The sequence below is a fragment of the Enterobacter sp. FB genome (assembly GCF_000805795.1).
In the GTDB taxonomy this organism is placed as follows: domain Bacteria; phylum Pseudomonadota; class Gammaproteobacteria; order Enterobacterales; family Enterobacteriaceae; genus Enterobacter; species Enterobacter roggenkampii.
In genome coordinates, this window is the sequence record NZ_JSZC01000018.1 from 47,838 (window position 1) to 71,974 (window position 24,137).

Genomic DNA, 24,137 nt, shown 5'->3' on the forward strand with positions numbered 1-24,137 from the left:
TCGCGGTTAACGGGATGATTTGCTGAGCTTCCAGGAAAAACGCACAGTGGGATGCACGGCCAGTATGCCTGCATTGTGCCCTGTCTTGACTGCGGTATGTTGATGCCTGCAGGATTGCAGGTCACCGGGTAAGACCATGGCGGTTCAGTCATCAGCATGATGGCCTGGTGTGCTAGAGCAGGGAGGGGGCTGAATGCTCTCTGCTCCTGTATTCCGTATTAGGGGTCGGTTCCGGCTGAGGGCGAAATGACACCCTAAGCTTTCGGTTCCTTGGGCCAAAGATATTCGCCAGTCAGTAGAATGTGCGCCCAGCCCAATGGGGATATGTGGGGAAGAAATTCAGGGGGAACATCCAACCCTTCGTTCCGCCGCTCCGTGACGGCATGACCAAGATGGACGGTATTCCAGTAAATGATCACCGCAGTCAATAAATTGAGCCCAGCGATTCGGTAGTGCTGCCCCTCTGTCGTGCGATCGCGAATTTCCCCCTGCCTCCCGATACGGAGCGCATTTTTGAGCGCATGGTGGGCCTCTCCCTTGTTAAGACCGATCTGAGCACGCCGCTGCATGTCCGTATCCAGGATCCACTCAATAATGAAAAGGGTCCGTTCAATACGACCAACTTCACGAAGCGCAACTGCAAGGTTGTTTTGTCGTGGGTAAGAAGCGAGCTTGCGCAGGAGTTGGCTGGGCCTGATTTTGCCAGCGGTCATCGTCGCGGCACAACGGAAAATATCAGGCCAGTTCGCAACGATAAGATCCTCCCGGGCTTTTCCACCTACCAACTTGCGTAACTCCCTGGGGGTCGTATCGGGATTAAATACGTACAACCGCTTCGATGGCAGATCCCTGATTCGCAGAACGAGATTGTAGCCGAGCAGGCTACTGGCTCCGAACAAATGGTCGGTGAATCCTGCTGTATCGGCATACTGTTCGCGAACATGGCGACCGACCTCGTTCATCAGTAGTCCATCGAGAATATACGGTGCCTCGCTCACGGTCGCCGGGATCGACTGACAAGCGAATGGCGCGAACTGGTCGCTTACGTGAGTATACGCTTTGAGGCCGGGAACAGAACCATATTTGGCATTGACCATGTTCATGGCTTCGCCATGCCGCGCTGTCGGGAAAAACTGACCATCGCTCGATGCTGACGTGCCCATCCCCCAGACGCGTGACATCGGCAGTTTACCCTGCGCGGCCACCACAATTGCCAATGCCTGGTTCATGGCTTCGCTTTCAACATGCCAGCGGGCAAGGCGTGAGAGCTGCCAGTAATCATGCGTGTTTGTAGCTTCCGCCATCTTACGCAGGCCCAGATTGAGCCCTTCAGCGAGCAGGACGTTGAGCAGACCGATCCGGTCGCGACATGGAGCCCCGGTTCTCAGATGGGTAAACGCATCTGTGAAACCAAGGGCTGCATCAACTTCAAGCAGCATGTCGGTAATCCGAACGGACGGCATTCGGCGATACAGATCCAGTATGAGTGCCTCGGCACCATCCGGCACGTCTGCTGTCAACCTGTCGATCCGCAACGTTCCATCTTCTATGCTACCGTGCGGAATAGTGCCGTTACGGGCAGCCCGGGCCAGCCGCTTAAGAGCGATCGTGAGTCGCGCCTTTCTGTCTGCCAGCCAATCCTGTGGGTTGGAAGGCACGGCCAGTTTTGCATTTTCCTGCGCCGCGATCATCGGCACCAGTACCTGCTTGAGGTCACCATAGCGGCGCGAATGAGCGAGCCAGACATCTCCGGAACGAAAAGCATCCCGGAGGTGAAAGAGTACCGCCACTTCCCAAAGACGGGTATCTCCTTTTTCCTGAGCTCGTAAATGACGGTTCCATTTGGAGCTGGGCCGCAGGAAACGCCTTTCTGGCGATGCAACACCTTTCATCTCTCCGATCGACAAAGCTGCTGCTACCAATGGTCCGGCGACCGGCGCGGCTTCGAGCTTCAGACAGCGCAACATGCGGGGCGCATAACGACGAAAGCGATGGTATCCCTGCCCGACATATGCAAGAGGCTCATCGGCTAGCGTGTTGCTGAGTTGAGTCCCTGTCGCTACCAGTTGAGCGAGCCGGTCCCATGCAACCGAACTGGCGACAGCCATCTCCAGCGGGGTTCCGTCACTGCGGGCCTCAAGCAACGAAGTTCCCAGCGCGGTGAAGGTACGGATCGTATCCGTGAGTGTGGCTTTAGAGCCGGAAATTGTTTCGTCATGCTGGCGCTTCGCTTCCCGCCAGGTTTTTCCTACGATCCTGTCATGGGTTTCGACTATGGCATCAGCAATCGCCGCTTCCCACTCCACAACACAGACGGCAAGGATCGCCCAGCGGCGGTCCGAAGTGATGTCACGCAAACCGTCGGTGAAGTAGCGTTCACCCTGCCGACGCAGCCGGGCAATGCGATGGGCAGGTATGCTGGCCAAAGCACTATGATTGATATTCAGGGTACGCAGAAATTCGGGCACTGTTGCAAATAGTCGGTGGTGATAAACTTATCATCCCCTTTTGCTGATGGAGCTGCACATGAACCCATTCAAAGGCCGGCATTTTCAGCGTGACATCATTCTGTGGGCCGTACGCTGGTACTGCAAATACGGCATCAGTTACCGTGAGCTGCAGGAGATGCTGGCTGAACGCGGAGTGAATGTCGATCACTCCACGATTTACCGCTGGGTTCAGCGTTATGCGCCTGAAATGGAAAAACGGCTGCGCTGGTACTGGCGTAACCCTTCCGATCTTTGCCCGTGGCACATGGATGAAACCTACGTGAAGGTCAATGGCCGCTGGGCGTATCTGTACCGGGCCGTCGACAGCCGGGGCCGCACTGTCGATTTTTATCTCTCCTCCCGTCGTAACAGCAAAGCTGCATACCGGTTTCTGGGTAAAATCCTCAACAACGTGAAGAAGTGGCAGATCCCGCGATTCATCAACACGGATAAAGCGCCCGCCTATGGTCGCGCGCTTGCTCTGCTCAAACGCGAAGGCCGGTGCCCGTCTGACGTTGAACACCGACAGATTAAGTACCGGAACAACGTGATTGAATGCGATCATGGCAAACTGAAACGGATAATCGGCGCCACGCTGGGATTTAAATCCATGAAGACGGCTTACGCCACCATCAAAGGTATTGAGGTGATGCGTGCACTACGCAAAGGCCAGGCCTCAGCATTTTATTATGGTGATCCCCTGGGCGAAATGCGCCTGGTAAGCAGAGTTTTTGAAATGTAAGGCCTTTGAATAAGACAAAAGGCTGCCTCATCGCTAACTTTGCAACAGTGCCGCGCGACGAGCAGCAGCACCAGGAGCAGAAGCACGTCGAGAAAAAGCAACAGCAGATCGAGCAGCGCCCACGGCGGGCCGCTCGCATCGGATAAGTCGAAAAATCCGGCTAAAGTGGCCGAGCTGCACATCAGGCCGCGCGGTTTTCCTCCCTGATCGCCGGCGCGGTTTCTTCCTCCCTGAACCGCATGCAGACTTGCCGCCTCGGACACCCCGAGGCGGTTTTTTTTCGCCTCGCTCGAGCATCGCCGCATCCGACGATGCCGAGACGACCAGGCCGCGCACGTCGAGCTGCAGCATCGCCATTGCCGACGATGGCACCAGGTCGCCGGCGGTGGCCACCGACCTCGAGCTCGCATCGCCACATCCGACGATGCGCGCCGGCGTCGACCATCGCCAGGTCTGACGATGGCGGCCGCCCTGCCCTGGATCTCGCATCGCCATTTCTGGCGATGAGATCCACGGAGCGGCCATTTAGACCCGCCAATAACGACCCGGCCAAGATAAATCGCATGACGGCCTTTTTGGCCGGGGGTAGCATGACCGGACACTTTGCGTATGCCCAAAGGAGCCCGCAAGTATGCGCAGGACGAAGCCAGTAGCCGCGCCGATGGTGGCGCGGGTCTATCTGCGCGTCAGCACCGACGCGCAGGACTTGGAACGCCAAGAGGCGATCACTACGGCCGCGAAGGCCGCCGGCTACTACGTCGCCGGCATCTACCGTGAGAAGGCATCCGGCGCACGCGCCGACCGGCCTGAGCTGCTGCGCATGATCGGCGACCTACAGCCCGGCGAGGTGGTCATTGCCGAGAAGATCGACCGCATCAGCCGCCTACCTTTGCCCGAGGCCGAGCGCCTGGTGGCCTCGATACAGGCCAAAGGCGCAAGCCTGGCCGTCCCTGGCGTGGTCGATCTATCCGACCTAGCGGCCGAGGCCCAGGGCGTCGCCAAGATCGTGCTGGAAGCCGTGCAGATCATGCTTTTTCGCCTGGCCTTGCAGATGGCCCGCGACGACTACGAGGACAGGCGCGAACGCCAGCGCCAAGGCATTGAGTTGGCCCGCCAGGCCGGGCGGTACAAGGGCCGCCGTGCTGATCCGAAGCGCCGCGCCCAAGTTGTCGCGCTGCGCAAGTCCGGCTACAGCATCAACAAGACCGCCGAGCTGGCCGGGTACAGTGCGGCCCAGGTGAAACGGATATGGGCCGAGGTCAGCCAGGCCGAAGCGAAGCAGCACGGCGCGTTCGTGGAGGACGCATTGACGGAAGCCGATGCCCTGGCCGCTGTCGGCCAGGATGAGCGCCAGGAGGAAAGGGCATGAAGAAGCCGAACCAAGACGACGAGCCGTTTTTCATCACCGAGGAGATTGCGGCCGAAATGATCGCCGGCGGCTATGAGTTCGAGCTGCCGCCCATTCCTTGCACCATCCGCCTACGCGACGTGCTGGAGCGCATGACCGATGCTGAGCTAGCATTGCAGCCGGGCGAGATCGCCGACCAGGAGCGTGAACGCTGCCGGCGCAAGCCGTGTTCAACCTCATGATCTGGTCATGGTATTTTTCATGGCACTGAGCCTGATAGTTCTTGCAAATTGTTGTCACTAAAGGGTTTTGTGTGCTTGTTTACAATCGAGTGGGAGTGACGGGCACTGGCTGGCAATGTCTAGCAACGGCAGGCATTTCGGCTGAGGGTAAAAGAACTTTCCGCTAAGCGATAGACTGTATGTAAACACAGTATTGCAAGGACGCGGAACATGCCTCATGTGGCGGCCAGGACGGCCAGCCGGGATCGGGATACTGGTCGTTACCAGAGCCACCGACCCGAGCAAACCCTTCTCTATCAGATCGTTGACGAGTATTACCCGGCATTCGCTGCGCTTATGGCAGAGCAGGGAAAGGAATTGCCGGGCTATGTGCAACGGGAATTTGAAGAATTTCTCCAATGCGGGCGGCTGGAGCATGGCTTTCTACGGGTTCGCTGCGAGTCTTGCCACGCCGAGCACCTGGTCGCTTTCAGCTGTAAGCGTCGCGGTTTCTGCCCGAGCTGTGGGGCGCGGCGGATGGCCGAAAGTGCCGCCTTGCTGGTTGATGAAGTACTGCCTGAACAACCCATGCGTCAGTGGGTGTTGAGCTTCCCGTTTCAGCTGCGTTTCCTGTTTGCCAGCCGGCCCGAGATCATGGGGTGGGTGCTGGGCATCGTTTACCGCGTCATTGCCACGCACCTGGTCAAGAAAGCGGGCCATACCCACCAAGTGGCCAAGACGGGCGCGGTCACCCTGATCCAGCGTTTTGGATCGGCGCTCAATCTGAATGTTCACTTCCACATGCTGTTTCTCGACGGTGTGTATGTCGAGCAATCCCACGGCTCAGCGCGTTTCCGCTGGGTCAAGGCGCCGACCAGCCCAGAGCTCACCCAGCTGACGCACACCATCGCCCACCGGGTGGGTCGCTATCTGGAACGGCAAGGCCTGCTGGAACGGGATGTCGAAAACAGCTATCTGGCCTCGGATGCGGTGGATGACGACCCGATGACACCCCTGCTGGGGCACTCGATCACTTACCGTATCGCTGTCGGTTCACAGGCGGGGCGAAAGGTGTTCACTTTGCAAACTCTGCCGACCAGTGGTGATCCGTTCGGTGACGGGATTGGCAAGGTAGCCGGGTCCAGCCTGCACGCCGGCGTGGCGGCCAGGGCCGATGAACGCAAGAAGCTCGAACGGCTGTGCCGGTACATCAGCCGCCCGGCGGTATCCGAGAAGCGGCTGTCGTTAACACGAGGCGGCAACGTGCGCTACCAGCTCAAGACGCCGTACCGGGACGGCACCACGCACGTCATTTTCGAACCATTGGATTTCATTGCAAGGCTGGCCGCCCTGGTACCGAAGCCCAGAGTCAACCTAACCCGCTTCCACGGGGTGTTCGCACCCAACAGTCGGCACCGGGCGTTGGTCACGCCGGCAAAACGGGGCAGGGGCAACAAGGTCAGGGTGGCTGATGAACCGGCAACACCAGCACAACGGCGAGCGTCGATGACATGGGCGCAACGGCTCAAGCGTGTTTTCAATATCGACATCGAGACCTGCAGCGGCTGCGGCGGCGCCATGAAAGTCATCGCCTGCATTGAAGACCCTATAGTGATCAAGCAGATCCTTGATCACCTGAAGCACAAAGCCGAAACCAGCGGGACCAGGGCGTTACCCGAAAGCCGGGCGCCACCGGCTGAGCTGCTCCTGGGTCTGTTTGACTGACGAGCCTGAAGGCCAACGATACCAATCAAAATGCTGCGTTCACAGCGCCGCGGCAGGGATCCGCCGTGCTGGTTGTCGGAAAAGGAGCCGCTAGTGGGAAAGAGGAGGGTAAATTTTCAGCGTTGCTGGCTCCCCGTCAGCCGGATTGGGTTGCATCGCAGGGGTGTCGAAAGAGTCAACTGCGGTCCAAAGCTGTTGGACTTGGGTGAAAAGGGCGTTTATTCTTCCTATACGTGCCGCGTTCCAGGCGGCGACTATGAGGGCTATGTCGATGCCCATGTGCGCCGGCTGGAGGCGCTACGCCGGGCCGGTATCGTCGAGCGGATCGACGCCGACCAATGGCGCATCCCCGATGATCTGGTCAGCCGTGCCGCCGCCCATGACGCCGGCCGAGACAGTCAGGCCAGCGTTCGCGTCCTTTCCCCGGTCGATCTGAACAAACAGATCGGATCGGACGGCGCGACCTGGCTGGACCGGCGGCTGATCCACGGCGAGACGGCCGACCTTGCGCCAACCGGCTTCGGGCAACAAGTCCGCGAAGCCATGGACCAGCGCCGCGAGCACCATATCGAACAGGGCGACGCCACCCGCAGCCGGGACAGCCGCGTCTTCTACCGGCGCAACCTTCTCGCCATCCTGCGGGAGCGCGAGGTAGCCGGCGTCGGATCGGATATGGCTTTGAGTAAGGGCCTGCCGTTCCGCGCCGCCACGGACGGCGAGAGCGTCAGCGGCAAGTTTACCGGAACCGTGCATCTATCGAGCGGCAAGTTCGCCGTGGTCGAGAAATCCCATGAGTTCACCCTTGTCCCGTGGCGGCCGATCATCGACCGCCAACTCGGCCGCGAGGTTATGGGCATCGTGCAGGGCGGGTCGGTGTCGTGGCAGTTAGGGCGGCAGAGGGGGCTGGAACGCTGAGTGCGCCCATGCCGCATTGCGAAGCAAAAGATAATCGGATAAAATGTAGCAATTCATATTCGTAAGCGTGGAGTAATCAGATGGGAAATTCCAAGTCAGCAGACAAGTAAGCCGCAACAACCAGTATTGTTGTTGCGGCGCTCTGTAAGGCTAGTCTCATCTGATTGCTGACGAGCAGACGTCGCCCGGTATTCCTTAATCGAGGGTTGATTCGTCATGACCACCACACGCCCCGCGTGGGCCTATACGCTGCCGGCAGCACTGCTGCTGATGGCTCCTTTCGACATCCTCGCTTCACTGGCGATGGATATTTATCTCCCTGTCGTTCCAGCGATGCCCGGCATCCTGAACACGACGCCCGCTATGATCCAACTCACGTTGAGCCTCTATATGGTGATGCTCGGCGTGGGCCAGGTGATTTTTGGTCCGCTCTCAGACAGAATCGGGCGACGGCCAATTCTACTTGCGGGCGCAACGGCTTTCGTCATTGCGTCTCTGGGAGCAGCTTGGTCTTCAACTGCACCGGCCTTTGTCGCTTTCCGTCTACTTCAAGCAGTGGGCGCGTCGGCCATGCTGGTGGCGACGTTCGCGACGGTTCGCGACGTTTATGCCAACCGTCCTGAGGGTGTCGTCATCTACGGCCTTTTCAGTTCGATGCTGGCGTTCGTGCCTGCGCTCGGCCCTATCGCCGGAGTATTGATCGGCGAGTTCTTGGGATGGCAGGCGATATTCATTACTTTGGCTATACTGGCGATGCTCGCACTCCTAAATGCGGGTTTCAGGTGGCACGAAACCCGCCCTCTGGATCAAGTCAAGACGCGCCGATCTGTCTTGCCGATCTTCGCGAGTCCGGCTTTTTGGGTTTACACTGTCGGCTTTAGCGCCGGTATGGGCACCTACTTCGTCTTCTTCTCGACGGCTCCCGTGTGCTCATAGGCCAAGCGGAATATTCCGAGATCGGATTCAGCTTTGCCTTCGCCACTGTCGCGCTTGTAATGATCGTGACAACCCCGTTTCGCGAAGTCCTTTGTCGCCAGATGGGGCATCGCAGGATGCGTGGCGCGTGGGATGGCGTTGCTTGTTTGCGGAGCGGTCCTGTTGGGGATCGGCGAACTTTACGGCTCGCCGTCATTCCTCACCTTCATCCTACCGATGTGGGTTGTCGCGGTCGGTATTGTCTTCACGGTGTCCGTTACCGCGAACGGCGCTTTGGCAGAGTTCGACGACATCGCGGGATCAGCGGTCGCGTTCTACTTCTGCGTTCAAAGCCTGATAGTCAGCATTGTCGGGACATTGGCGGTGGCACTTTTAAACGGTGACACAGCGTGGCCCGTGATCTGTTACGCCACGGCGATGGCGGTACTGGTTTCGTTGGGGCTGGTGCTCCTTCGGCTCCGTGGGGCTGCCACCGAGAAGTCGCCAGTCGTCTAACCGACGACTGGTAGCAGGCCCGCTCCGATGCGGCGCACTAACCATCGAAACCTCGTGAATGTCGGTATCCTGTCTGGCAGGATACCGCTCATTTCCCTTGTTCAGTTCATCGCCGTCGCCGAGCATCTGAATTTTCGGCATGCGGCCAAGGCACTTGGTATCAGCCAGTCGAGCGTCAGCGCGCGTGTGAAAGCGCTGGAGGATAACCTTGGTGTCCTGCTATTTGAGCGCCATGCGCGGGGCGTTCGGCTAACAGACGCAGGCAGGCACTTCATGGAGCGTGTCACGGCGGGTGTCGATCAACTCGATCACGCAGTGAAGACCGCGGAGTGACGGGCACTGGCTGGCAATGTCTAGCAACGGCAGGCATTTCGGCTGAGGGTAAAAGAACTTTCCGCTAAGCGATAGACTGTATGTAAACACAGTATTGCAAGGACGCGGAACATGCCTCATGTGGCGGCCAGGACGGCCAGCCGGGATCGGGATACTGGTCGTTACCAGAGCCACCGACCCGAGCAAACCCTTCTCTATCAGATCGTTGACGAGTATTACCCGGCATTCGCTGCGCTTATGGCAGAGCAGGGAAAGGAATTGCCGGGCTATGTGCAACGGGAATTTGAAGAATTTCTCCAAAGCCCGCGACGCAGCGCCGGCAGGCAGAGCAAGTAGAGGGCAGCGCCTGCAATCCATGCCCACCCGTTCCACGTTGTTATAGAAGCCGCATAGATCGCCGTGAAGAGGAGGGGTCCGACGATCGAGGTCAGGCTGGTGAGCGCCGCCAGTGAGCCTTGCAGCTGCCCCTGACGTTCCTCATCCACCTGCCTGGACAACATTGCTTGCAGCGCCGGCATTCCGATGCCACCCGAAGCAAGCAGGACCATGATCGGGAACGCCATCCATCCCCGTGTCGCGAAGGCAAGCAGGATGTAGCCTGTGCCGTCGGCAATCATTCCGAGCATGAGTGCCCGCCTTTCGCCGAGCCGGGCGGCTACAGGGCCGGTGATCATTGCCTGGGCGAGTGAATGCAGAATGCCAAATGCGGCAAGCGAAATGCCGATCGTGGTCGCGTCCCAGTGAAAGCGATCCTCGCCGAAAATGACCCAAAGCGCGGCCGGCACCTGTCCGACAAGTTGCATGATGAAGAAGACCGCCATCAGGGCGGCGACGACGGTCATGCCCCGGGCCCACCGGAACGAAGCGAGCGGGTTGAGAGCCTCCCGGCGTAACGGCCGGCGTTCGCCTTTGTGCGACTCCGGCAAAAGGAAACAGCCCGTCAGGAAATTGAGGCCGTTCAAGGCTGCCGCGGCGAAGAACGGAGCGTGGGGGGAGAAACCGCCCATCAGCCCACCGAGCACAGGTCCCGCGACCATCCCGAACCCGAAACAGGCGCTCATGAAGCCGAAGTGCCGCGCGCGCTCATCGCCATCAGTGATATCGGCAATATAAGCGCCGGCTACCGCCCCAGTCGCCCCGGTGATGCCGGCCACGATCCGCCCGATATAGAGAACCCAAAGGAAAGGCGCCGTCGCCATGATGGCGTAGTCGACAGCAGCGCCGGCCAGCGAGACGAGCAAGACCGGCCGCCGCCCGAAACGATCCGACAGCGCGCCCAGCACAGGTGCGCAGGCAAATTGCATCAACGCATACAGCGCCAGCAGAATGCCATAGTGGGCGGTGACGTCGTTCGAGTGAACCAGATCGCGCAGGAGGCCCGGCAGCACCGGCATAATCAGGCCGATGCCGACAGCGTCGAGCGCGACAGTGCTCAGAATTACGATCAGGGGTCTGTTGGGTTTCACGTCTGGCCTCCGGACCAGCCTCCGCTGGTCCGATTGAACGCGCGGATTCTTTATCACTGATAAGTTGGTGGACATATTATGTTTATCAGTGATAAAGTGTCAAGCATGACAAAGTTGCAGCCGAATACAGTGATCCGTGCCGCCCTGGACCTGTTGAACGAGGTCGGCGTAGACGGTCTGACGACACGCAAACTGGCGGAACGGTTGGGGGTTCAGCAGCCGGCGCTTTACTGGCACTTCAGGAACAAGCGGGCGCTGCTCGACGCACTGGCCGAAGCCATGCTGGCGGAGAATCATACGCATTCGGTGCCGAGAGCCGACGACGACTGGCGCTCATTTCTGATCGGGAATGCCCGCAGCTTCAGGCAGGCGCTGCTCGCCTACCGCGATGGCGCGCGCATCCATGCCGGCACGCGACCGGGCGCACCGCAGATGGAAACGGCCGACGCGCAGCTTCGCTTCCTCTGCGAGGCGGGTTTTTCGGCCGGGGACGCCGTCAATGCGCTGATGACAATCAGCTACTTCACTGTTGGGGCCGTGCTTGAGGAGCAGGCCGGCGACAGCGATGCCGGCGAGCGCGGCGGCACCGTTGAACAGGCTCCGCTCTCGCCGCTGTTGCGGGCCGCGATAGACGCCTTCGACGAAGCCGGTCCGGACGCAGCGTTCGAGCAGGGACTCGCGGTGATTGTCGATGGATTGGCGAAAAGGAGGCTCGTTGTCAGGAACGTTGAAGGACCGAGAAAGGGTGACGATTGATCAGGACCGCTGCCGGAGCGCAACCCACTCACTACAGCAGAGCCATGTAGACAACATCCCCTCCCCCTTTCCACCGCGTCAGACGCCCGTAGCAGCCCGCTACGGGCTTTTTCATGCCCTGCCCTAGCGTCCAAGCCTCACGGCCGCGCTCGGCCTCTCTGGCGGCCTTCTGGCGCTCCTGCTGCGGCGTCCGCTCGTGGGCCGTGGCGCGGGTCCGCGCGCCGGCCTCGTGCGCCTGGCGCTCGCGGGCGAGGTCCAGGGCGGCCGTCTTCACGTTCTGCCTTGCGCAGATGAGATAGATCTAGCGTGGACTCAAGGCTCTCGCGAATGGCTCGCGTTGGAAACTTTCATTGACACTTGAGGGGCACCGCAGGGAAATTCTCGTCCTTGCGAGAACCGGCTATGTCGTGCTGCGCATCGAGCCTGCGCCCTTGGCTTGTCTCGCCCCTCTCCGCGTCGCTACGGGGCTTCCAGGGGTCGTTTGCGGGAAGGGGCGGAATCCTACGCTAAGGCTTTGGCCAGCGATATTCTCCGGTGAGATTGATGTGTTCCCAGGGGATAGGAGAAGTCGCTTGATATCTAGTATGACGTCTGTCGCACCTGCTTGATCGCGGCCGCGATAGCTAGATCGCGTTGCTCCTCTTCTCCATCCGCGTTCCAAGCTGCGGAAAGGCACCCATAAGCGTACGCCTGGTCGAGCAGGCGACGCGGATCGACGTCCAGCGCACGAGAGAATGCGTCCGCCATCTGTGCAATGCGTCTAGGATCGAGACAAAGGTCGTCTCTGTCAGCCGGATCGTAGAACATATTGGCGGCGCCAAAGCCCACTTCACCGACCAGACCGACGGGATCTATCACCAGCCAGCCGCGACTGGAGAACATGATGTTTTCATGATGCAGATCGCCATGTAGCCCACGCAGTTCCGAGGCATTGCTCATCATTTGATCGGCTATAATCGCCGCGTGGACGTAGTCAGTTTGACAACCTGCGTTTTGATCATCGCGCGCCCGCTGAAACAAAGCTGCAAAGCGATCCCGGATCGGGAGAAGGGCAGAAGGCAGGGGTTCCTCAGATGCGGCATACAGCTTCGCCATTAGTTCCGCTGCAATTTCGGTCGCCTGGTAGTCGCCGTGCTCGGCAACGATGTGAGAGAGCATTCGCTCCCCGGCATATTCGAGCAACATCAGATTGTTCTCACGACCGAGCAACCGGACTGCTCCCCTCCCATTGCGCCATACCAGATAGTCGGCCCCGCGCAGTTCATCAGCAATGTCTTCTATAGGTTTCAATCCCTTGACGATTGCAGGAGTCCCGTCTGGCAATGAAACTTTCCAAACGAGGCTGGAAAAGGTGTCCGCAATGAGAACAGGTTGCGAAACGTGCCAATGAGCAGGAAAAACAGGCGGCATGAACATCAACCCCAAGTCAGAGGGTCCAATCGCAGATAGAAGGCAAGGCGTTCGCGGTCGGGGGCTTCGATCCCCAATACATTGAATAGGACAGCGAAGGCGCGCTCTGCTTCATCTGGCGCTGCCCAGTTCTCTTCGGCGTTAGCAATCATGAGTGCCAAATCGGCATAGCGATCTGCTGTTCCGAGCCGCCCAAGGTCGATCAGACCCGTGCATTGAAGAGTTTTAGGGTCCACCATGAAGTTCGGCATGCAGGGATCACCATGGCAAACAACCATATCGGTGCGCTCTTGGTCGAGCCGCACCGGTAGCTCTCGTTCGACACGAGCCAAAAGATCGAGCTGCGGCGTACTCTTGTCCTCGTCCGGTAAGAAGTCGGGATTGACGGCATTGCGGGACACCACATCAACGGCGCGTCCGAACATTCGCGACAGCCTGCGCTCAAACGGACATTGATCAACCGATAGGCTGTGAACAGCGCCAAGTTGCTGCCCCATTGACGGCCACGCTTTGAGCAAATCCGCTCCAGACAGATCAGCCGCCGGTACTCCCGGAATTGCCGTTATCACCAAGCATGCACCCTCCTGTTCCTCCTGCCAGTTGATGACCTCGGGGCAAGCCACACCTCGACCTTTGAGCCAAATGAGGCGGTCACGCTCTCCAGCGAGCTCACCGCGGCGGGAAGCAGGTGCGATTTTCGCGAAGGCATGCCCGTCACCACGTCGAAAAACAAAATCACCAGATTCTCCGCCTCTGACAGGCAACCAGTCAGAATGCGATTCACCAAAAAAAATATTAGTTCGATTCAATGGAGGTTCCTTCAGTTTTCTGATGAAGCGCGAATATAGAGAAATATCCCGAATGTGCAGTTAACGAATTCTTGCGGTTTCTTTCAGCGCCGCCAATACCGCCAGCCCGTCGCGCAAGGGGCGCGGCTCGTGTGTGCGGATGAAGTCAGCTCCACCTGCGGCGGCGGCAAGCTCTGCAGCGAGTGTCGCGGCCCCGACATCCCCCGGACCACGGCCTGTGAGCGCGCGCAGAAAGGATTTGCGCGAAACAGACAGAAGCACCGGCAAATCGAAGCGCAGCCGCAATTCATCGAACCGCGCCAGCACCGAGAGCGAGGTTTCGGGAGCAGCCCCCAGAAAAAACCCCATGCCGGGATCAAGGACAAGGCGGTTGCGTTTGATACCGGCACCCGTCAGCGCCGCGATGCGCGCGTCAAAGAACGCCGCAATGTGATCCATGATGTCGCCAGCGGGTGCCTCGCGCCGATCTGCCTGCCCGTCTTGCACCGAATGCATAACGACGAGTTTGGCAGATGATTTCGCCAATTGCGGATAGAACGCAGCGTCTGGAAAACCGCGAATATCATTGAGATAGGCCACACCACGCGACAAGGCATAGGCTTGCGTCGCGGGTTGATAACTGTCGAGCGAGACGGGAATGCCATCTGCCTTGAGCGCGTCCAGCACCGGCGCGATACGCGCGATTTCTGTGTCGGACGAAACAGGCGCGGCGTCGGGATTGCTGGATGCCGGACCGAGGTCGATCACATCTGCCCCCTCGGCCATCAGCTTACGCGCCTGCGCAATGGCTGCGTCTGGCGCCAGATACCGGCCTCCATCGGAGAAACTGTCCGAGGTTATGTTGACGATGCCGAAAATGATGAGCGATTTATTCATGGGGGCTTCTATAATAATAATAATCGAGCATGAGTCTCATACGGATGCTCGGGTCGAAAGGGAATCCCCAGGCGAGTAACCTGTTTGCGGTGATCCATTAGCTGCAGGAGCAGAATAGCATACATCTGGAAGCAAAGCCAGGAAAGCGGCCTATGGAGCTGTGCGGCAGCGCTCAGTAGGCAATTTTTCAAAATATTGTTAAGCCTTTTCTGAGCATGGTATTTTTCATGGTATTACCAATTAGCAGGAAAATAAGCCATTGAATATAAAAGATAAAAATGTCTTGTTTACAATAGAGTGGGTATCGGAGACGAAGAAGGACAAGGTACATGCTGACCGATACCAAGCTGCGCAATCTCAAGCCCAGGGACAAACTCTACAAAGTGAATGACCGGGAAGGTCTCTATGTGGGGGTCGCCTCAGAAAACGGAATCTATGGTCACTCCCGTTTTTGCAACACCGATTTTGACGACAAGTTGGCTTGCTTGAATCTATCCGGCGTCTGAATGGGATTTTATTCCCGCGCCTCGATGAGTTCCGCGCCTGATGAACCTCCAGAAAATATACGGCTTCAATGAGCCTTTCCGTTTTACAGGTTCCTCAACAGGCCGGTGGGCCGTTAGTATCATCAATATCAGTATTCGCAAAACCAGATGAATGATTGTTTAAACTGGTGTATTTCTGCCTTTATGCTTCGTAAGTTTGCTGTCGCGCCGTCAGTGCCCAGGCTATTCTGGCCAGCTTGTTTGCCAGAGCACAGGTGACGACAAAGTTGCTTTTCCGACACAACAACTCCCTGACCCAGTCGGCCAACTTGCCAGACTGGTGTTCCAGTTTTTGTATGAATACCCTGGCACACTGAACCAACAAAGTTCGGATCTTTTTGTTGCCCCGCTTGCTAATCCCTAACAATGTCGTCCGACCTCCCGTGCTGTACTGTCGGGGTACCAGCCCTGTTGCCGCCGCAAAGTCACGGCTGCTGGCGTACTGCTTCCCGTCGCCAATCTCAGTTGAAATAGTACTGGCAGTCAGCGTTCCAACGCAGGGAATACTCAGCAAGCGCTGTCCAACCTCATCTTCGTCCAACTTTCGTTTCAACTGAGATTCCAGATCTTTAATCTGCTCAACAAGATAGTGATAATGCTGTTGTAATTTCAGCAGTAACTGGCTGAGATAAAGAGGCAAACTACTGTCCTCAAGAAGGGTACTCAGTCGACTAATAACGGCAGCACCTCGCGGAACGCTGATACCAAATTCCAGCAGAAAAGCATGCATCTGATTAGTTGTTTTCACCTTATCCTGAACCAGGGATTCACGGACACGATGCAGAGCTCGCATTGCCTGCTGAGATTCGGTTCTAGGCTGCACGAAACGCATAGATGGACGTGATGCTGCTTCACAGATAGCTTCAGCATCAACGAAGTCATTTTTGTTGCTTTTAACGGCACTGTTGCAAAGTTAGCGATGAGGCAGCCTTTTGTCTTATTCAAAGGCCTTACATTTCAAAAACTCTGCTTACCAGGCGCATTTCGCCCAGGGGATCACCATAATAAAATGCTGAGGCCTGGCCTTTGCGTAGTGCACGCATCACCTCAATACCTTTGATGGTGGCGTAAGCCGTCTTCATGGATTTAAATCCCAGCGTGGCGCCGATTATCCGTTTCAGTTTGCCATGATCGCATTCAATCACGTTGTTCCGGTACTTAATCTGTCGGTGTTCAACGTCAGACGGGCACCGGCCTTCGCGTTTGAGCAGAGCAAGCGCGCGACCATAGGCGGGCGCTTTATCCGTGTTGATGAATCGCGGGATCTGCCACTTCTTCACGTTGTTGAGGATTTTACCCAGAAACCGGTATGCAGCTTTGCTGTTACGACGGGAGGAGAGATAAAAATCGACAGTGCGGCCCCGGCTGTCGACGGCCCGGTACAGATACGCCCAGCGGCCATTGACCTTCACGTAGGTTTCATCCATGTGCCACGGGCAAAGATCGGAAGGGTTACGCCAGTACCAGCGCAGCCGTTTTTCCATTTCAGGCGCATAACGCTGAACCCAGCGGTAAATCGTGGAGTGATCGACATTCACTCCGCGTTCAGCCAGCATCTCCTGCAGCTCACGGTAACTGATGCCGTATTTGCAGTACCAGCGTACGGCCCACAGAATGATGTCACGCTGAAAATGCCGGCCTTTGAATGGGTTCATGTGCAGCTCCATCAGCAAAAGGGGATGATAAGTTTATCACCACCGACTATTTGCAACAGTGCCCTGTTTAGAGTACTATATGCGCCTGCAACAGTGGGCCACCGAAAATATTAAAAAACTGCTTTATCTCGCGGGGGATGACGCGGTGATTAATTACGGGAAAATGCGGCTGGAATTTTTGCAGAAAGCACTGGCGCAGGATACCTCCGGTGACTTCTGCTTTCGTGTGCTGCATCCGGAAGTGTCTGGCCCGCCGGATATGAAAAAGGCTTCCGCCGGGTACCGTGACTTTATTATCGGTAACAGAGCGTTGCTGGATCTGGTGAATTCAGCCGGTGAAGGGGCTCCGGTTGCGCATTATTCCGCTGATGAAATTCAGTCATTATTTTCGGCACAAATACAGGGGTCGGTGGATAAATACGGCGATAGTTTCCTGACGGATGATCCGTATGTGCTGGCGGAAGACAAGCTGCAAACCTGTCAGATGGAAATTGATTTAATGGCGGATGTGCTGAGAGCACCGCCCCGTGAATCCGCAGAACTGATCCGCTATGTATTTGCGGATGAGTGGCCGGAATAAATAAAACCGGGCTTAATACAGATTAAGCCCGTATCGGGTATTATTACTGAATACCAGACAGCTTACGGAGGACGGAATGTTACCCATTGAGACAACCAGACTGCCTTCTGATTATTAATATTTTTCACTATTAATCAGAAGGAATAACCATGAATTTTACCCGGATTGACCTGAATACCTGGAATCGCAGGGAACATTTTGCCCTTTATCGTCAGCAGATTAAATGCGGATTCAGCCTGACCACCAAACTCGATATTACCGCTTTGCGTACTGCACTGGCGAAAACCGGTTATAAGTTTTATCCGCTGATGATTTACCTGATCTCCCGGGCTGTTAATCAGTTTCCGGAGTTCCGGATGGCAATGAAAGATAATGAACTGATTTACTGGGAACAGTCAGACCCGGTCTTTACTGTCTTTCATAAAGAAACCGAAACATTCTCCGCACTGTCCTGCCGTTATTTTCCGGATCTCAGTGAGTTTATGGCGGGTTATAACGCGGTAACAGCAGAATATCAGCATGATACCAGGTTGTTTCCGCAGGGAAATTTACCGGAGAATCACCTGAATATATCATCGTTACCCTGGGTGAGTTTTGACGGATTTAATCTGAATATCACCGGAAATGATGATTATTTTTCCCCGGTTTTTACAATGGCAAAGTTTCAGCAGGAAGGTGACCGCGTACTATTACCTGTTTCTGTACAGGTTCATCATGCAGTCTGTGATGGTTTTCATGCAGCAAGGTTTATCAATACACTTCAGCTGATGTGTGATAACATACTGAAATAAATTAATTAATTCTGTATTTAAGCCACCGTATCCGGCAGGATTGGTGGCTTTTTTTTATATTTTAACCGTAATCTGTAATTTCGTTTCAGAAGGCACTGTTGCAAAGTTAGCGATGAGGCAGCCTTTTGTCTTATTCAAAGGCCTTACATTTCAAAAACTCTGCTTACCAGGCGCATTTCGCCCAGGGGATCACCATAATAAAATGCTGAGGCCTGGCCTTTGCGTAGTGCACGCATCACCTCAATACCTTTGATGGTGGCGTAAGCCGTCTTCATGGATTTAAATCCCAGCGTGGCGCCGATTATCCGTTTCAGTTTGCCATGATCGCATTCAATCACGTTGTTCCGGTACTTAATCTGTCGGTGTTCAACGTCAGACGGGCACCGGCCTTCGCGTTTGAGCAGAGCAAGCGCGCGACCATAGGCGGGCGCTTTATCCGTGTTGATGAATCGCGGGATCTGCCACTTCTTCACGTTGTTGAGGATTTTACCCAGAAACCGGTATGCAGCTTTGCTGTTACGACGGGAGGAGAGATAAAAATCGACAGTGCGGCCCCGGCTGTCGACGGCCCGGTACAGATACGCCCAGCGGCCATTGACCTTCACGTAGGTTTCATCCATGTGCCACGGGCAAAGATCGGAAGGGTTACGCCAGTACCAGCGCAGCCGTTTTTCCATTTCAGGCGCATAACGCTGAACCCAGCGGTAAATCGTGGAGTGATCGACATTCACTCCGCGTTCAGCCAGCATCTCCTGCAGCTCACGGTAACTGATGCCGTATTTGCAGTACCAGCGTACGGCCCACAGAATGATGTCACGCTGAAAATGCCGGCCTTTGAATGGGTTCATGTGCAGCTCCATCAGCAAAAGGGGATGATAAGTTTATCACCACCGACTATTTGCAACAGTGCCCATCGGCGTAGTAGTGGATGTGGTCGATGACAAAGCCGGTGCGGGTCAGCGTGCGCCGGAGGATCGGCAGAAAATCGACCAGGAACGAAGTAGCGCGTGTGACGACGGCCGGTACGCCGACACGCGCCACGGCCTCGGCCCAGCGCGCGGCCGGCGGTTGGAGCAGGCCGTTGTGCACCGAACCGTGGTAGGTGCCGACCGCCAATGTGAGCCAGCGCTCTAGCTCGCGCAGCGTCAGGGCGGCCTTGTTTTCGGAATCGTAGTCGCCGCGCTGGTCAGGGTTGGAGAAGGTCGTTCCCGGCAGTTCGTCGTGAATCATCTGCATCGCCGTGCCGATGATCCGTTCCACGATGCCGCCATAGTGCGGCTGTCCCAGCGGGCGATAGTCCAGCCGGATGCCATGCTGCTCGCAACCCCGGCGCAGGGCCTCGCTCTTGAACTCGGCCGCGTTGTCTAGGTAGAGCAGCAAGGGCTTGCCGCTCATCTGCCAATCCATTTCCACGTTCAGTCCTTCCAGCCAAGGGCGCTTGTCGCAGGCGACATGCACGAGGCACAGGCCAACCGAAACGGCAGACGGCGCTTCCAGCGTGACGACCATGCCGAGCACGCAGCGGGTGAACACGTCGATGGCGAGGGTCAGGTACGGGCGGCCAATAGGTTGCCGGTCGCGGTCATCGACCACGATCAGGTCGATGACCGTATGGTCTATCTGCACCTGCTCCAGCGGCGCGGTCACGGCAGGAGGCTCGCCGCCCACACCTTGTAGGTCACGAGCGGCATCCTGGCCTTCCCGCCGGCGGATGACCTTGCGCGGGTCAAGGCTAGCGATCCGTAAGGCCACGGTATTGCGCGCCGGCACTCGCAGTTTTTGAGCCTTGCACACCTGAGTGACTTCGCGGTGAAAGGCCGCTAGGCTGCGCTTCTGCTTGGTCAGGAACCGCTTTTGCAGTAGCTCGTGGATGACGCGCTCGACCGGTTCCGGCAAGCGCCCCTTACCTTTACCTCCACCGGACTGGCCGGGCACCAGATCCGTCACGAGGCCGCTGCCTTGCCGGGCACGCCGGATCAGAACGTATACCTGGGCCGAGGACAAGCCCAGCGCCTGAGCCGCCATATCGGCCGCTTCGTGCCCGACCGTCTCCGACTGCGCCAACGGACTGATGATCTCCGCACGACGGCGCGCACGCTCCCAAGCCTCATCAGGCAGAGTGGCCACGCCTTGTTCTGGAATCCGTGGGGTGTCCGTCGCCATGCTCACCTCGCTTTGGTGCACACGAGTATTGAGCATAGTCGAGATTGGTGCAGATCACTTCTGATATTGAACTGTCAGGAGCTGGCTGCACAACAGCCATTACGCCCAATCAACTGGTGCAGTCGTCTTCTGAAAATGACATCCATGCCCAGCCCGTGCGCGAGCTGGATCACCGCCCGCACGATAGTTTGGTCACGGGCATCATCCGGGAGCCTGGCGACAAAGGATTGGTCGATTTTCAATGTGGTGATGGGGCAGCATTTCAGATGTTGCAGGCAGGAATAGCCGGTGCCGAAGTCGTCGGCGGCGAAGCGCACGCCGATGGCGCGCAAGGCGTCGAAACTGGCGAACAGGGCTGGATTGCCGAATGCGACCGATTCGGTCAGTTCGATCTCCAGAAGCTCGGCGGGCAGGGCCATATCGGCCAGCACCCGCTTTACCTCGTCGTCGAACGTTGGCCCAACCTGGCTGGCGGACACATTGATGGCAAGACGGAACGGTTGCCATGCCGGTCCTTGCCACTTGTGCATCTGGCGACAGGCCTCGCCCAGCACCCACGCGCCTATTTCCGGCATCAGGCCGAACGACTCGGCCAGCGGCAGGAACTGGCCGGGCGGCAACAGGCCAAGCCTCGGATGCCGCCAGCGCATCAACGCTTCCGCGCCAGCGATCCGGTGATCGCGCAGATCGACCAGCGGCTGGTAATGCAGGTCAAGCTGTCCGCGCGCCGCCGCCTGCGCCAACTCGGCCGCCGTCCATCCGGCGGGCTGCGAACTCGTCATGATCCGCCCCGGAAGGCGCGCAGCAGCCGCGTTACGGCCAGAACGAACAAGCCGGTCAGCGCGAGCGCGGCAACACCCCAATGCTCGCCAAGGAAGGCACCGGCGGTCGTCCCGGCCAGCACGGCGGCGAGAATCGGCAGATGGCAGGGGCAGGTCAACACGGCCAGCGCACCCCACAGGTAGCCGGAAACGGGTTGGCGCGTCTCGGGCGGCAGTTTGTCAGGGGCGTTCACGGCAATGCCTCCTCGTGCGCCCGCTCGGCTGGCATGGAGGCCAGTTGCGCGTCCAGATGGGCCAACGCCGCGCGCCGCCGCTCGACCAACTGGCGCAGCACGGCAAGCTGCGCTGCGGCTTGTGCGCCGTCCGCTGCGTCGAGCGCACGGCACAGCCGCGCCAGGGCATCCAGGCCGATACCCGCCTCGAAGGCCGCGCGCACGAAGCACAGCCGTTGCAAGGCCGCATCGTCGAACACGCCGTAGCCGCCCGTGGTGCAGGCCACCGGCCGTAACAAGCCGCGCACCAGGTAGTCGCGCACGATATGTACGCTCACCCCAGCGTTATGGGCCAGTTGCGATACCGTGTAGGCGCTCATCGCACACCTCCTTGTCCTCACCCGGCGCAGCAGGAAAGCTGCTTCACATCCTTGTTGAAGGTCTGCGCCGCGAGCTTCAACCCTTCGACCATCGTCAGGTAGGGGAACAACTGGTCGGCCAGTTCCTGCACCGTCATCCGGTTGCGAATCGCCAGTGCGGCCGTCTGGATCAGTTCGCCCGCTTCCGGGGCCACTGCCTGCACGCCGATCAGTCGTCCGCTGCCTTCTTCAACCACCAGTTTGATGAAGCCGCGCGTGTCGAAGTTGGCGAGCGCGCGCGGCACGTTGTCCAGCGTTAGCGTGCGACTATCAGTTTTGATGCCGTCATGGTGCGCTTCCGCCTCGCTGTAGCCTACGGTCGCCACTTGCGGGTCGGTGAACACCACGGCCGGCATCGCGGTCAGGTTCAGGGCCGCGTCACCGCCGGTCATGTTGATCGCGGCGCGAGTGCCGGCCGCTGCCGCCACATAGACGAACTGCGGCTGGTCGGTGCAGTCGCCTGCGGCGTAGATGTGTTCCACGCTTGTACGCATGCCGGGGTCGATGACGATAGCGCCTTGCGGGGTGAGCGTGACGCCCGTCGCATCCAGTGCCAGCTTGCGTGTGTTGGGCGCGCGGCCGGTGGCGACCAGCAGCTTGTCGGCGCGCAGTTCGCCGTGCGCCGTGGTGAGCACGAATTCGCCGTCCCCTTCACCATTGATATACGCGACCTGGCTGGCCTGGGTGTGTTCCCTCACCTCGATGCCCTCCATGCGGAATGCGGCCGTGACGGCTTCGCCTATAGCTGGGTCTTCGCGGAAGAACAGCGTGCTGCGAGCCAGGATCGTCACCTTCGCTCCGAGTCGGGCGAACGCCTGCGCCAGCTCCAGCGCCACCACTGATGAGCCAATCACGGCCAGGCGCTTAGGAATCGTCTCGCTGACCAGCGCTTCAGTGGAAGTCCAGTACGGAGTGTCTTTCAGGCCGGGAATCGGCGGCACGGCCGGGCTCGCGCCGGTGGCGATCAGGCAGCGGTCGAATGCCACCACGCGCTCGCCGCCGTCGTTGAGTTGCACGATCAGGTTGCGATTGTCCTTAAAGCGGGCGGAGCCGTGCAGCACAGTGATCGCCGGATTGCCCTCCAAGATGCCTTCGTACTTGGCGTGGCGCAGTTCATCGACGCGGGCCTGCTGCTGGGCCAGCAGCGCCGTGCGCTGGATGGTCGGCGTGGTAGCGGCGATGCCGCCATCGAACGGGCTTTCCCGGCGCAGATGGGCGATATGGGCGGCGCGGATCATGATCTTGGACGGCACACAACCGACATTGACGCAGGTGCCGCCGATGGTGCCGCGCTCGATCAGCGTGACACGTGCGCCTTGCTCGACGGCCTTCAGCGCCGCTGCCATCGCGGCCCCGCCGCTGCCGATGACGGCGATATGCAATGCGCCGCTGCTACCCGTCTTGTCGTTTCTGCCCAGCAGATCGCGCATCTTGTCGAGCAATCCGCCCGGCGTCGAAACTGAGGGGGCATCGGCCAGCGTGGCCCGATAACCGAGTCCAGCTACAGCGGCCGTCAGCGCGTCGGGTGACGTGCCGACCTCAATGGCGAGCTTGGCGCTGCCCTTGGCGTAGGAGACATCCGCTGATTGCACGCCGGGCACTTTCTCCAGGGCGTCCTTGACATGCACTGCGCACGAGTCGCAAGTCATGCCGGTGATTTTGAGAGTGCTCATACCATCGTTCCTTATTCGTGTGGGCCGCCGTGTCGCACGGTCAGCCGTCTTTCACAAGCGCTTGGCGGGGAGTTCGCAGCCGTCCAGTCCGCAACGGCGATGCGCCGGCGACACGAAGTCCCAGATCGACACCCCAATCATCAAGGCCAGGCCGACGTACATCAGGTTCGCCGTCCACCAGTTGCCGAGCAGCCAGACCGTGGCCGCAAACACGATGGCCGGGCCGATCATGCCGAGCAGACTGCGCAGCCATTGCCGATGACTGAACCAACCCAGCGCGTTCGCCAGGAAGGCCAGCGCGGCAAACAGCGGCAGCAGGCGGCTGATGAACAGTCCCTCGTACTGGCTCAAGAAGCCCAGCCCGATGGCCGCGCCGAAGCTGGCGAGGGCTGGAAAGCAGGCGGCGCAGCCCATCGCGGAAACGACGCTGCCGAGCGCGCCGGTTTTATCGGCAATGCGTGTCATCAGTCCCATGAAGCGGCTCTCGCTGTTGTCGTTGGCTTGCTGGCTCACTGCTTGACGCTGGACGGATAGCCGGCGTCTGCGGTGGCCTTGGTCAGCTTCTGTACGCTGGCCTTGGTGTCGTCAAAAGTGACGACGGCCTCGCGCTTCTCGAAGCCCACATCGACCTTGCTCACGCCTTCGACCTTGGAGAGCGCTTTCTTGACTGTGATCGGGCAGGCGGCGCAAGTCATGCCGGGAACCGCTAGCGTGACGGTCTGGGTAGCGGCCCACACCGGGGCAACAGCGGCGGCGAGGGCAAGGGAGGCAAACAGTTTCTTCATGATGAACTCCT

21 protein-coding genes and 7 pseudogenes are annotated in these 24,137 nt (G+C 58.5%); 12 read left to right on the forward strand and 16 right to left on the reverse strand.

Going from position 1 to position 24,137, the window contains the following annotated elements:
• Positions 1-254: 254 nt before the first annotated feature.
• Positions 255-2,462 (reverse strand): annotated as a pseudogene (locus tag PI91_RS23860) (Tn3-like element Tn5403 family transposase); the annotation flags it as partial.
• A 64-nt stretch (positions 2,463-2,526) separates the two neighbouring features.
• On the opposite strand from PI91_RS23860, the gene PI91_RS23865 reads away from it, so the two are divergent.
• The 8 genes and pseudogenes from PI91_RS23865 to PI91_RS25940 all read left to right on the forward strand — a co-directional run.
• The gene (locus PI91_RS23865) at positions 2,527-3,231 is read left to right on the forward strand and encodes an IS6-like element IS26 family transposase (RefSeq protein ID WP_001067855.1); all 705 of its coding nucleotides are present in this window, start codon (positions 2,527-2,529) and stop codon (positions 3,229-3,231) included.
• 631 nt (positions 3,232-3,862) lie between these two features.
• Complete coding sequence (locus PI91_RS23870; RefSeq protein ID WP_001446887.1) at positions 3,863-4,600, forward strand: recombinase family protein; 738 nt, start codon at positions 3,863-3,865, stop codon at positions 4,598-4,600.
• The gene (locus tag PI91_RS23875; protein WP_000743213.1) at positions 4,597-4,821 is read left to right on the forward strand and encodes a hypothetical protein; all 225 of its coding nucleotides are present in this window, start codon (positions 4,597-4,599) and stop codon (positions 4,819-4,821) included. The genes PI91_RS23870 and PI91_RS23875 overlap by 4 nt, the downstream gene beginning before the upstream one ends.
• Before the next feature lie 210 nt (positions 4,822-5,031).
• Positions 5,032-6,525 carry an IS91-like element ISVsa3 family transposase gene (locus PI91_RS23880; protein ID WP_001120888.1) on the forward strand — a complete coding sequence of 498 codons (1,494 nt, stop codon included), beginning with the start codon at positions 5,032-5,034 and terminating at the stop codon, positions 6,523-6,525.
• A gap of 30 nt (positions 6,526-6,555) precedes the next feature.
• Positions 6,556-7,440 (forward strand): DUF3363 domain-containing protein, encoded by an 885-nt coding sequence (locus PI91_RS26535; RefSeq protein ID WP_001447541.1) that lies wholly within the window; start codon positions 6,556-6,558, stop codon positions 7,438-7,440.
• A 216-nt stretch (positions 7,441-7,656) separates the two neighbouring features.
• Positions 7,657-8,871 (forward strand): annotated as a pseudogene (gene floR / locus PI91_RS23890) (chloramphenicol/florfenicol efflux MFS transporter FloR).
• Positions 8,872-8,898: 27 nt separating this feature from the next.
• Positions 8,899-9,204: a LysR family transcriptional regulator gene (locus PI91_RS23895; RefSeq protein WP_001255015.1), complete on the forward strand. Its 306-nt coding sequence runs from the start codon at positions 8,899-8,901 to the stop codon at positions 9,202-9,204.
• Between the two features lie 111 nt (positions 9,205-9,315).
• Positions 9,316-9,525, forward strand: a pseudogene (locus PI91_RS25940) (IS91 family transposase); the annotation flags it as partial.
• Here the strand turns inward: PI91_RS25940 and tet(A) are convergent.
• On the reverse strand, positions 9,471-10,670 hold the full coding sequence (gene tet(A) / locus PI91_RS23900; protein WP_000804063.1) for a tetracycline efflux MFS transporter Tet(A): 1,200 nt from the start codon (positions 10,668-10,670) through the stop codon (positions 9,471-9,473). The pseudogene PI91_RS25940 and the gene tet(A) overlap by 55 nt on opposite strands.
• 105 nt (positions 10,671-10,775) lie before the next feature.
• On the opposite strand from tet(A), the gene tetR(A) reads away from it, so the two are divergent.
• The gene (gene tetR(A) / locus PI91_RS23905) at positions 10,776-11,426 is read left to right on the forward strand and encodes a tetracycline resistance transcriptional repressor TetR(A) (RefSeq protein ID WP_000164043.1); all 651 of its coding nucleotides are present in this window, start codon (positions 10,776-10,778) and stop codon (positions 11,424-11,426) included.
• 31 nt (positions 11,427-11,457) lie between these two features.
• Here tetR(A) and PI91_RS23910 read toward each other — a convergent pair whose 3' ends face one another.
• From PI91_RS23910 to sul2, 4 genes are all read right to left on the reverse strand, one after another.
• A complete protein-coding gene (locus PI91_RS23910) occupies positions 11,458-11,700 on the reverse strand; it encodes a transposase (RefSeq protein ID WP_000844627.1) in 243 nt (80 codons plus the stop codon).
• 305 nt (positions 11,701-12,005) lie between these two features.
• Positions 12,006-12,842: an aminoglycoside O-phosphotransferase APH(6)-Id gene (locus tag PI91_RS23915; protein WP_000480968.1), complete on the reverse strand. Its 837-nt coding sequence runs from the start codon at positions 12,840-12,842 to the stop codon at positions 12,006-12,008.
• Positions 12,842-13,645: an aminoglycoside O-phosphotransferase APH(3'')-Ib gene (aph(3'')-Ib, locus tag PI91_RS23920; RefSeq protein WP_001082319.1), complete on the reverse strand. Its 804-nt coding sequence runs from the start codon at positions 13,643-13,645 to the stop codon at positions 12,842-12,844. The genes PI91_RS23915 and aph(3'')-Ib overlap by 1 nt, the downstream gene beginning before the upstream one ends.
• Before the next feature lie 60 nt (positions 13,646-13,705).
• Entirely contained in the window at positions 13,706-14,521 is an 816-nt protein-coding gene (sul2, locus tag PI91_RS23925; RefSeq protein ID WP_001043260.1) for a sulfonamide-resistant dihydropteroate synthase Sul2, read from the reverse strand.
• A gap of 329 nt (positions 14,522-14,850) precedes the next feature.
• On the opposite strand from sul2, the pseudogene PI91_RS26540 reads away from it, so the two are divergent.
• A pseudogene (locus PI91_RS26540) lies at positions 14,851-14,955 on the forward strand (Arm DNA-binding domain-containing protein); the annotation flags it as partial.
• A gap of 253 nt (positions 14,956-15,208) precedes the next feature.
• Here the strand turns inward: PI91_RS26540 and PI91_RS23935 are convergent.
• Both PI91_RS23935 and PI91_RS23940 read right to left on the reverse strand, forming a co-directional pair.
• A pseudogene (locus PI91_RS23935) lies at positions 15,209-15,964 on the reverse strand (IS110-like element IS5075 family transposase); the annotation flags it as partial.
• Between the two features lie 52 nt (positions 15,965-16,016).
• Positions 16,017-16,721 (reverse strand): IS6-like element IS26 family transposase, encoded by a 705-nt coding sequence (locus PI91_RS23940; protein WP_001067855.1) that lies wholly within the window; start codon positions 16,719-16,721, stop codon positions 16,017-16,019.
• 79 nt (positions 16,722-16,800) lie between these two features.
• Between PI91_RS23940 and PI91_RS23945 the strand changes: the two genes are divergently transcribed.
• Both PI91_RS23945 and PI91_RS23950 read left to right on the forward strand, forming a co-directional pair.
• Positions 16,801-17,301, forward strand: a complete 501-nt coding sequence (locus PI91_RS23945; RefSeq protein WP_001239317.1) for a hypothetical protein — start codon at positions 16,801-16,803, stop codon at positions 17,299-17,301.
• Between the two features lie 149 nt (positions 17,302-17,450).
• Positions 17,451-18,092 (forward strand): type A-2 chloramphenicol O-acetyltransferase CatII, encoded by a 642-nt coding sequence (locus tag PI91_RS23950; protein ID WP_001011939.1) that lies wholly within the window; start codon positions 17,451-17,453, stop codon positions 18,090-18,092.
• Positions 18,093-18,235: 143 nt separating this feature from the next.
• Here PI91_RS23950 and PI91_RS23955 read toward each other — a convergent pair whose 3' ends face one another.
• From PI91_RS23955 to merP, 8 genes and pseudogenes are all read right to left on the reverse strand, one after another.
• The gene (locus PI91_RS23955) at positions 18,236-18,940 is read right to left on the reverse strand and encodes an IS6-like element IS26 family transposase (RefSeq protein ID WP_001067855.1); all 705 of its coding nucleotides are present in this window, start codon (positions 18,938-18,940) and stop codon (positions 18,236-18,238) included.
• A 64-nt stretch (positions 18,941-19,004) separates the two neighbouring features.
• A pseudogene (locus tag PI91_RS23960) lies at positions 19,005-20,255 on the reverse strand (transposase family protein); the annotation flags it as partial.
• A 134-nt stretch (positions 20,256-20,389) separates the two neighbouring features.
• Positions 20,390-21,037 (reverse strand): annotated as a pseudogene (locus tag PI91_RS23965) (EAL domain-containing protein); the annotation flags it as partial.
• Positions 21,034-21,270 carry a broad-spectrum mercury transporter MerE gene (gene merE / locus PI91_RS23970; protein ID WP_000993386.1) on the reverse strand — a complete coding sequence of 79 codons (237 nt, stop codon included), beginning with the start codon at positions 21,268-21,270 and terminating at the stop codon, positions 21,034-21,036. The pseudogene PI91_RS23965 and the gene merE, both read right to left, overlap by 4 nt.
• Positions 21,267-21,629 carry a mercury resistance co-regulator MerD gene (gene merD / locus PI91_RS23975; protein ID WP_001277456.1) on the reverse strand — a complete coding sequence of 121 codons (363 nt, stop codon included), beginning with the start codon at positions 21,627-21,629 and terminating at the stop codon, positions 21,267-21,269. The genes merE and merD overlap by 4 nt, the downstream gene beginning before the upstream one ends.
• Before the next feature lie 17 nt (positions 21,630-21,646).
• The gene (gene merA / locus PI91_RS23980; protein ID WP_000105636.1) at positions 21,647-23,341 is read right to left on the reverse strand and encodes a mercury(II) reductase; all 1,695 of its coding nucleotides are present in this window, start codon (positions 23,339-23,341) and stop codon (positions 21,647-21,649) included.
• Positions 23,342-23,392: 51 nt separating this feature from the next.
• Complete coding sequence (gene merC / locus PI91_RS23985) at positions 23,393-23,815, reverse strand: organomercurial transporter MerC (protein ID WP_001447540.1); 423 nt, start codon at positions 23,813-23,815, stop codon at positions 23,393-23,395.
• Positions 23,816-23,850: 35 nt separating this feature from the next.
• Positions 23,851-24,126 carry a mercury resistance system periplasmic binding protein MerP gene (gene merP, locus PI91_RS23990; RefSeq protein ID WP_000732292.1) on the reverse strand — a complete coding sequence of 92 codons (276 nt, stop codon included), beginning with the start codon at positions 24,124-24,126 and terminating at the stop codon, positions 23,851-23,853.
• Positions 24,127-24,137: the final 11 nt, after the last annotated feature.

Bases quoted from the DNA above. Each gene is read 5' to 3' on its own strand.
- merC (WP_001447540.1), bottom strand. From the start codon at position 23,815: ATGGGACTGATGACACGCATTGCCGATAAAACCGGCGCGCTCGGCAGC.
- PI91_RS23895 (WP_001255015.1), top strand. From the start codon at position 8,899: ATGCGGCGCACTAACCATCGAAACCTCGTGAATGTCGGTATCCTGTCT.
- PI91_RS23880 (WP_001120888.1), top strand. From the start codon at position 5,032: ATGCCTCATGTGGCGGCCAGGACGGCCAGCCGGGATCGGGATACTGGT.
- PI91_RS23870 (WP_001446887.1), top strand. From the start codon at position 3,863: ATGCGCAGGACGAAGCCAGTAGCCGCGCCGATGGTGGCGCGGGTCTAT.
- merP (WP_000732292.1), bottom strand. From the start codon at position 24,126: ATGAAGAAACTGTTTGCCTCCCTTGCCCTCGCCGCCGCTGTTGCCCCG.
- PI91_RS23950 (WP_001011939.1), top strand. From the start codon at position 17,451: ATGAATTTTACCCGGATTGACCTGAATACCTGGAATCGCAGGGAACAT.
- PI91_RS23940 (WP_001067855.1), bottom strand. From the start codon at position 16,721: ATGAACCCATTCAAAGGCCGGCATTTTCAGCGTGACATCATTCTGTGG.
- merA (WP_000105636.1), bottom strand. From the start codon at position 23,341: ATGAGCACTCTCAAAATCACCGGCATGACTTGCGACTCGTGCGCAGTG.
- merD (WP_001277456.1), bottom strand. From the start codon at position 21,629: ATGAGCGCCTACACGGTATCGCAACTGGCCCATAACGCTGGGGTGAGC.
- PI91_RS23955 (WP_001067855.1), bottom strand. From the start codon at position 18,940: ATGAACCCATTCAAAGGCCGGCATTTTCAGCGTGACATCATTCTGTGG.
- sul2 (WP_001043260.1), bottom strand. From the start codon at position 14,521: ATGAATAAATCGCTCATCATTTTCGGCATCGTCAACATAACCTCGGAC.
- PI91_RS23945 (WP_001239317.1), top strand. From the start codon at position 16,801: ATGCGCCTGCAACAGTGGGCCACCGAAAATATTAAAAAACTGCTTTAT.
- PI91_RS23875 (WP_000743213.1), top strand. From the start codon at position 4,597: ATGAAGAAGCCGAACCAAGACGACGAGCCGTTTTTCATCACCGAGGAG.
- PI91_RS23865 (WP_001067855.1), top strand. From the start codon at position 2,527: ATGAACCCATTCAAAGGCCGGCATTTTCAGCGTGACATCATTCTGTGG.
- PI91_RS23915 (WP_000480968.1), bottom strand. From the start codon at position 12,842: ATGTTCATGCCGCCTGTTTTTCCTGCTCATTGGCACGTTTCGCAACCT.
- PI91_RS26535 (WP_001447541.1), top strand. From the start codon at position 6,556: ATGCTGCGTTCACAGCGCCGCGGCAGGGATCCGCCGTGCTGGTTGTCG.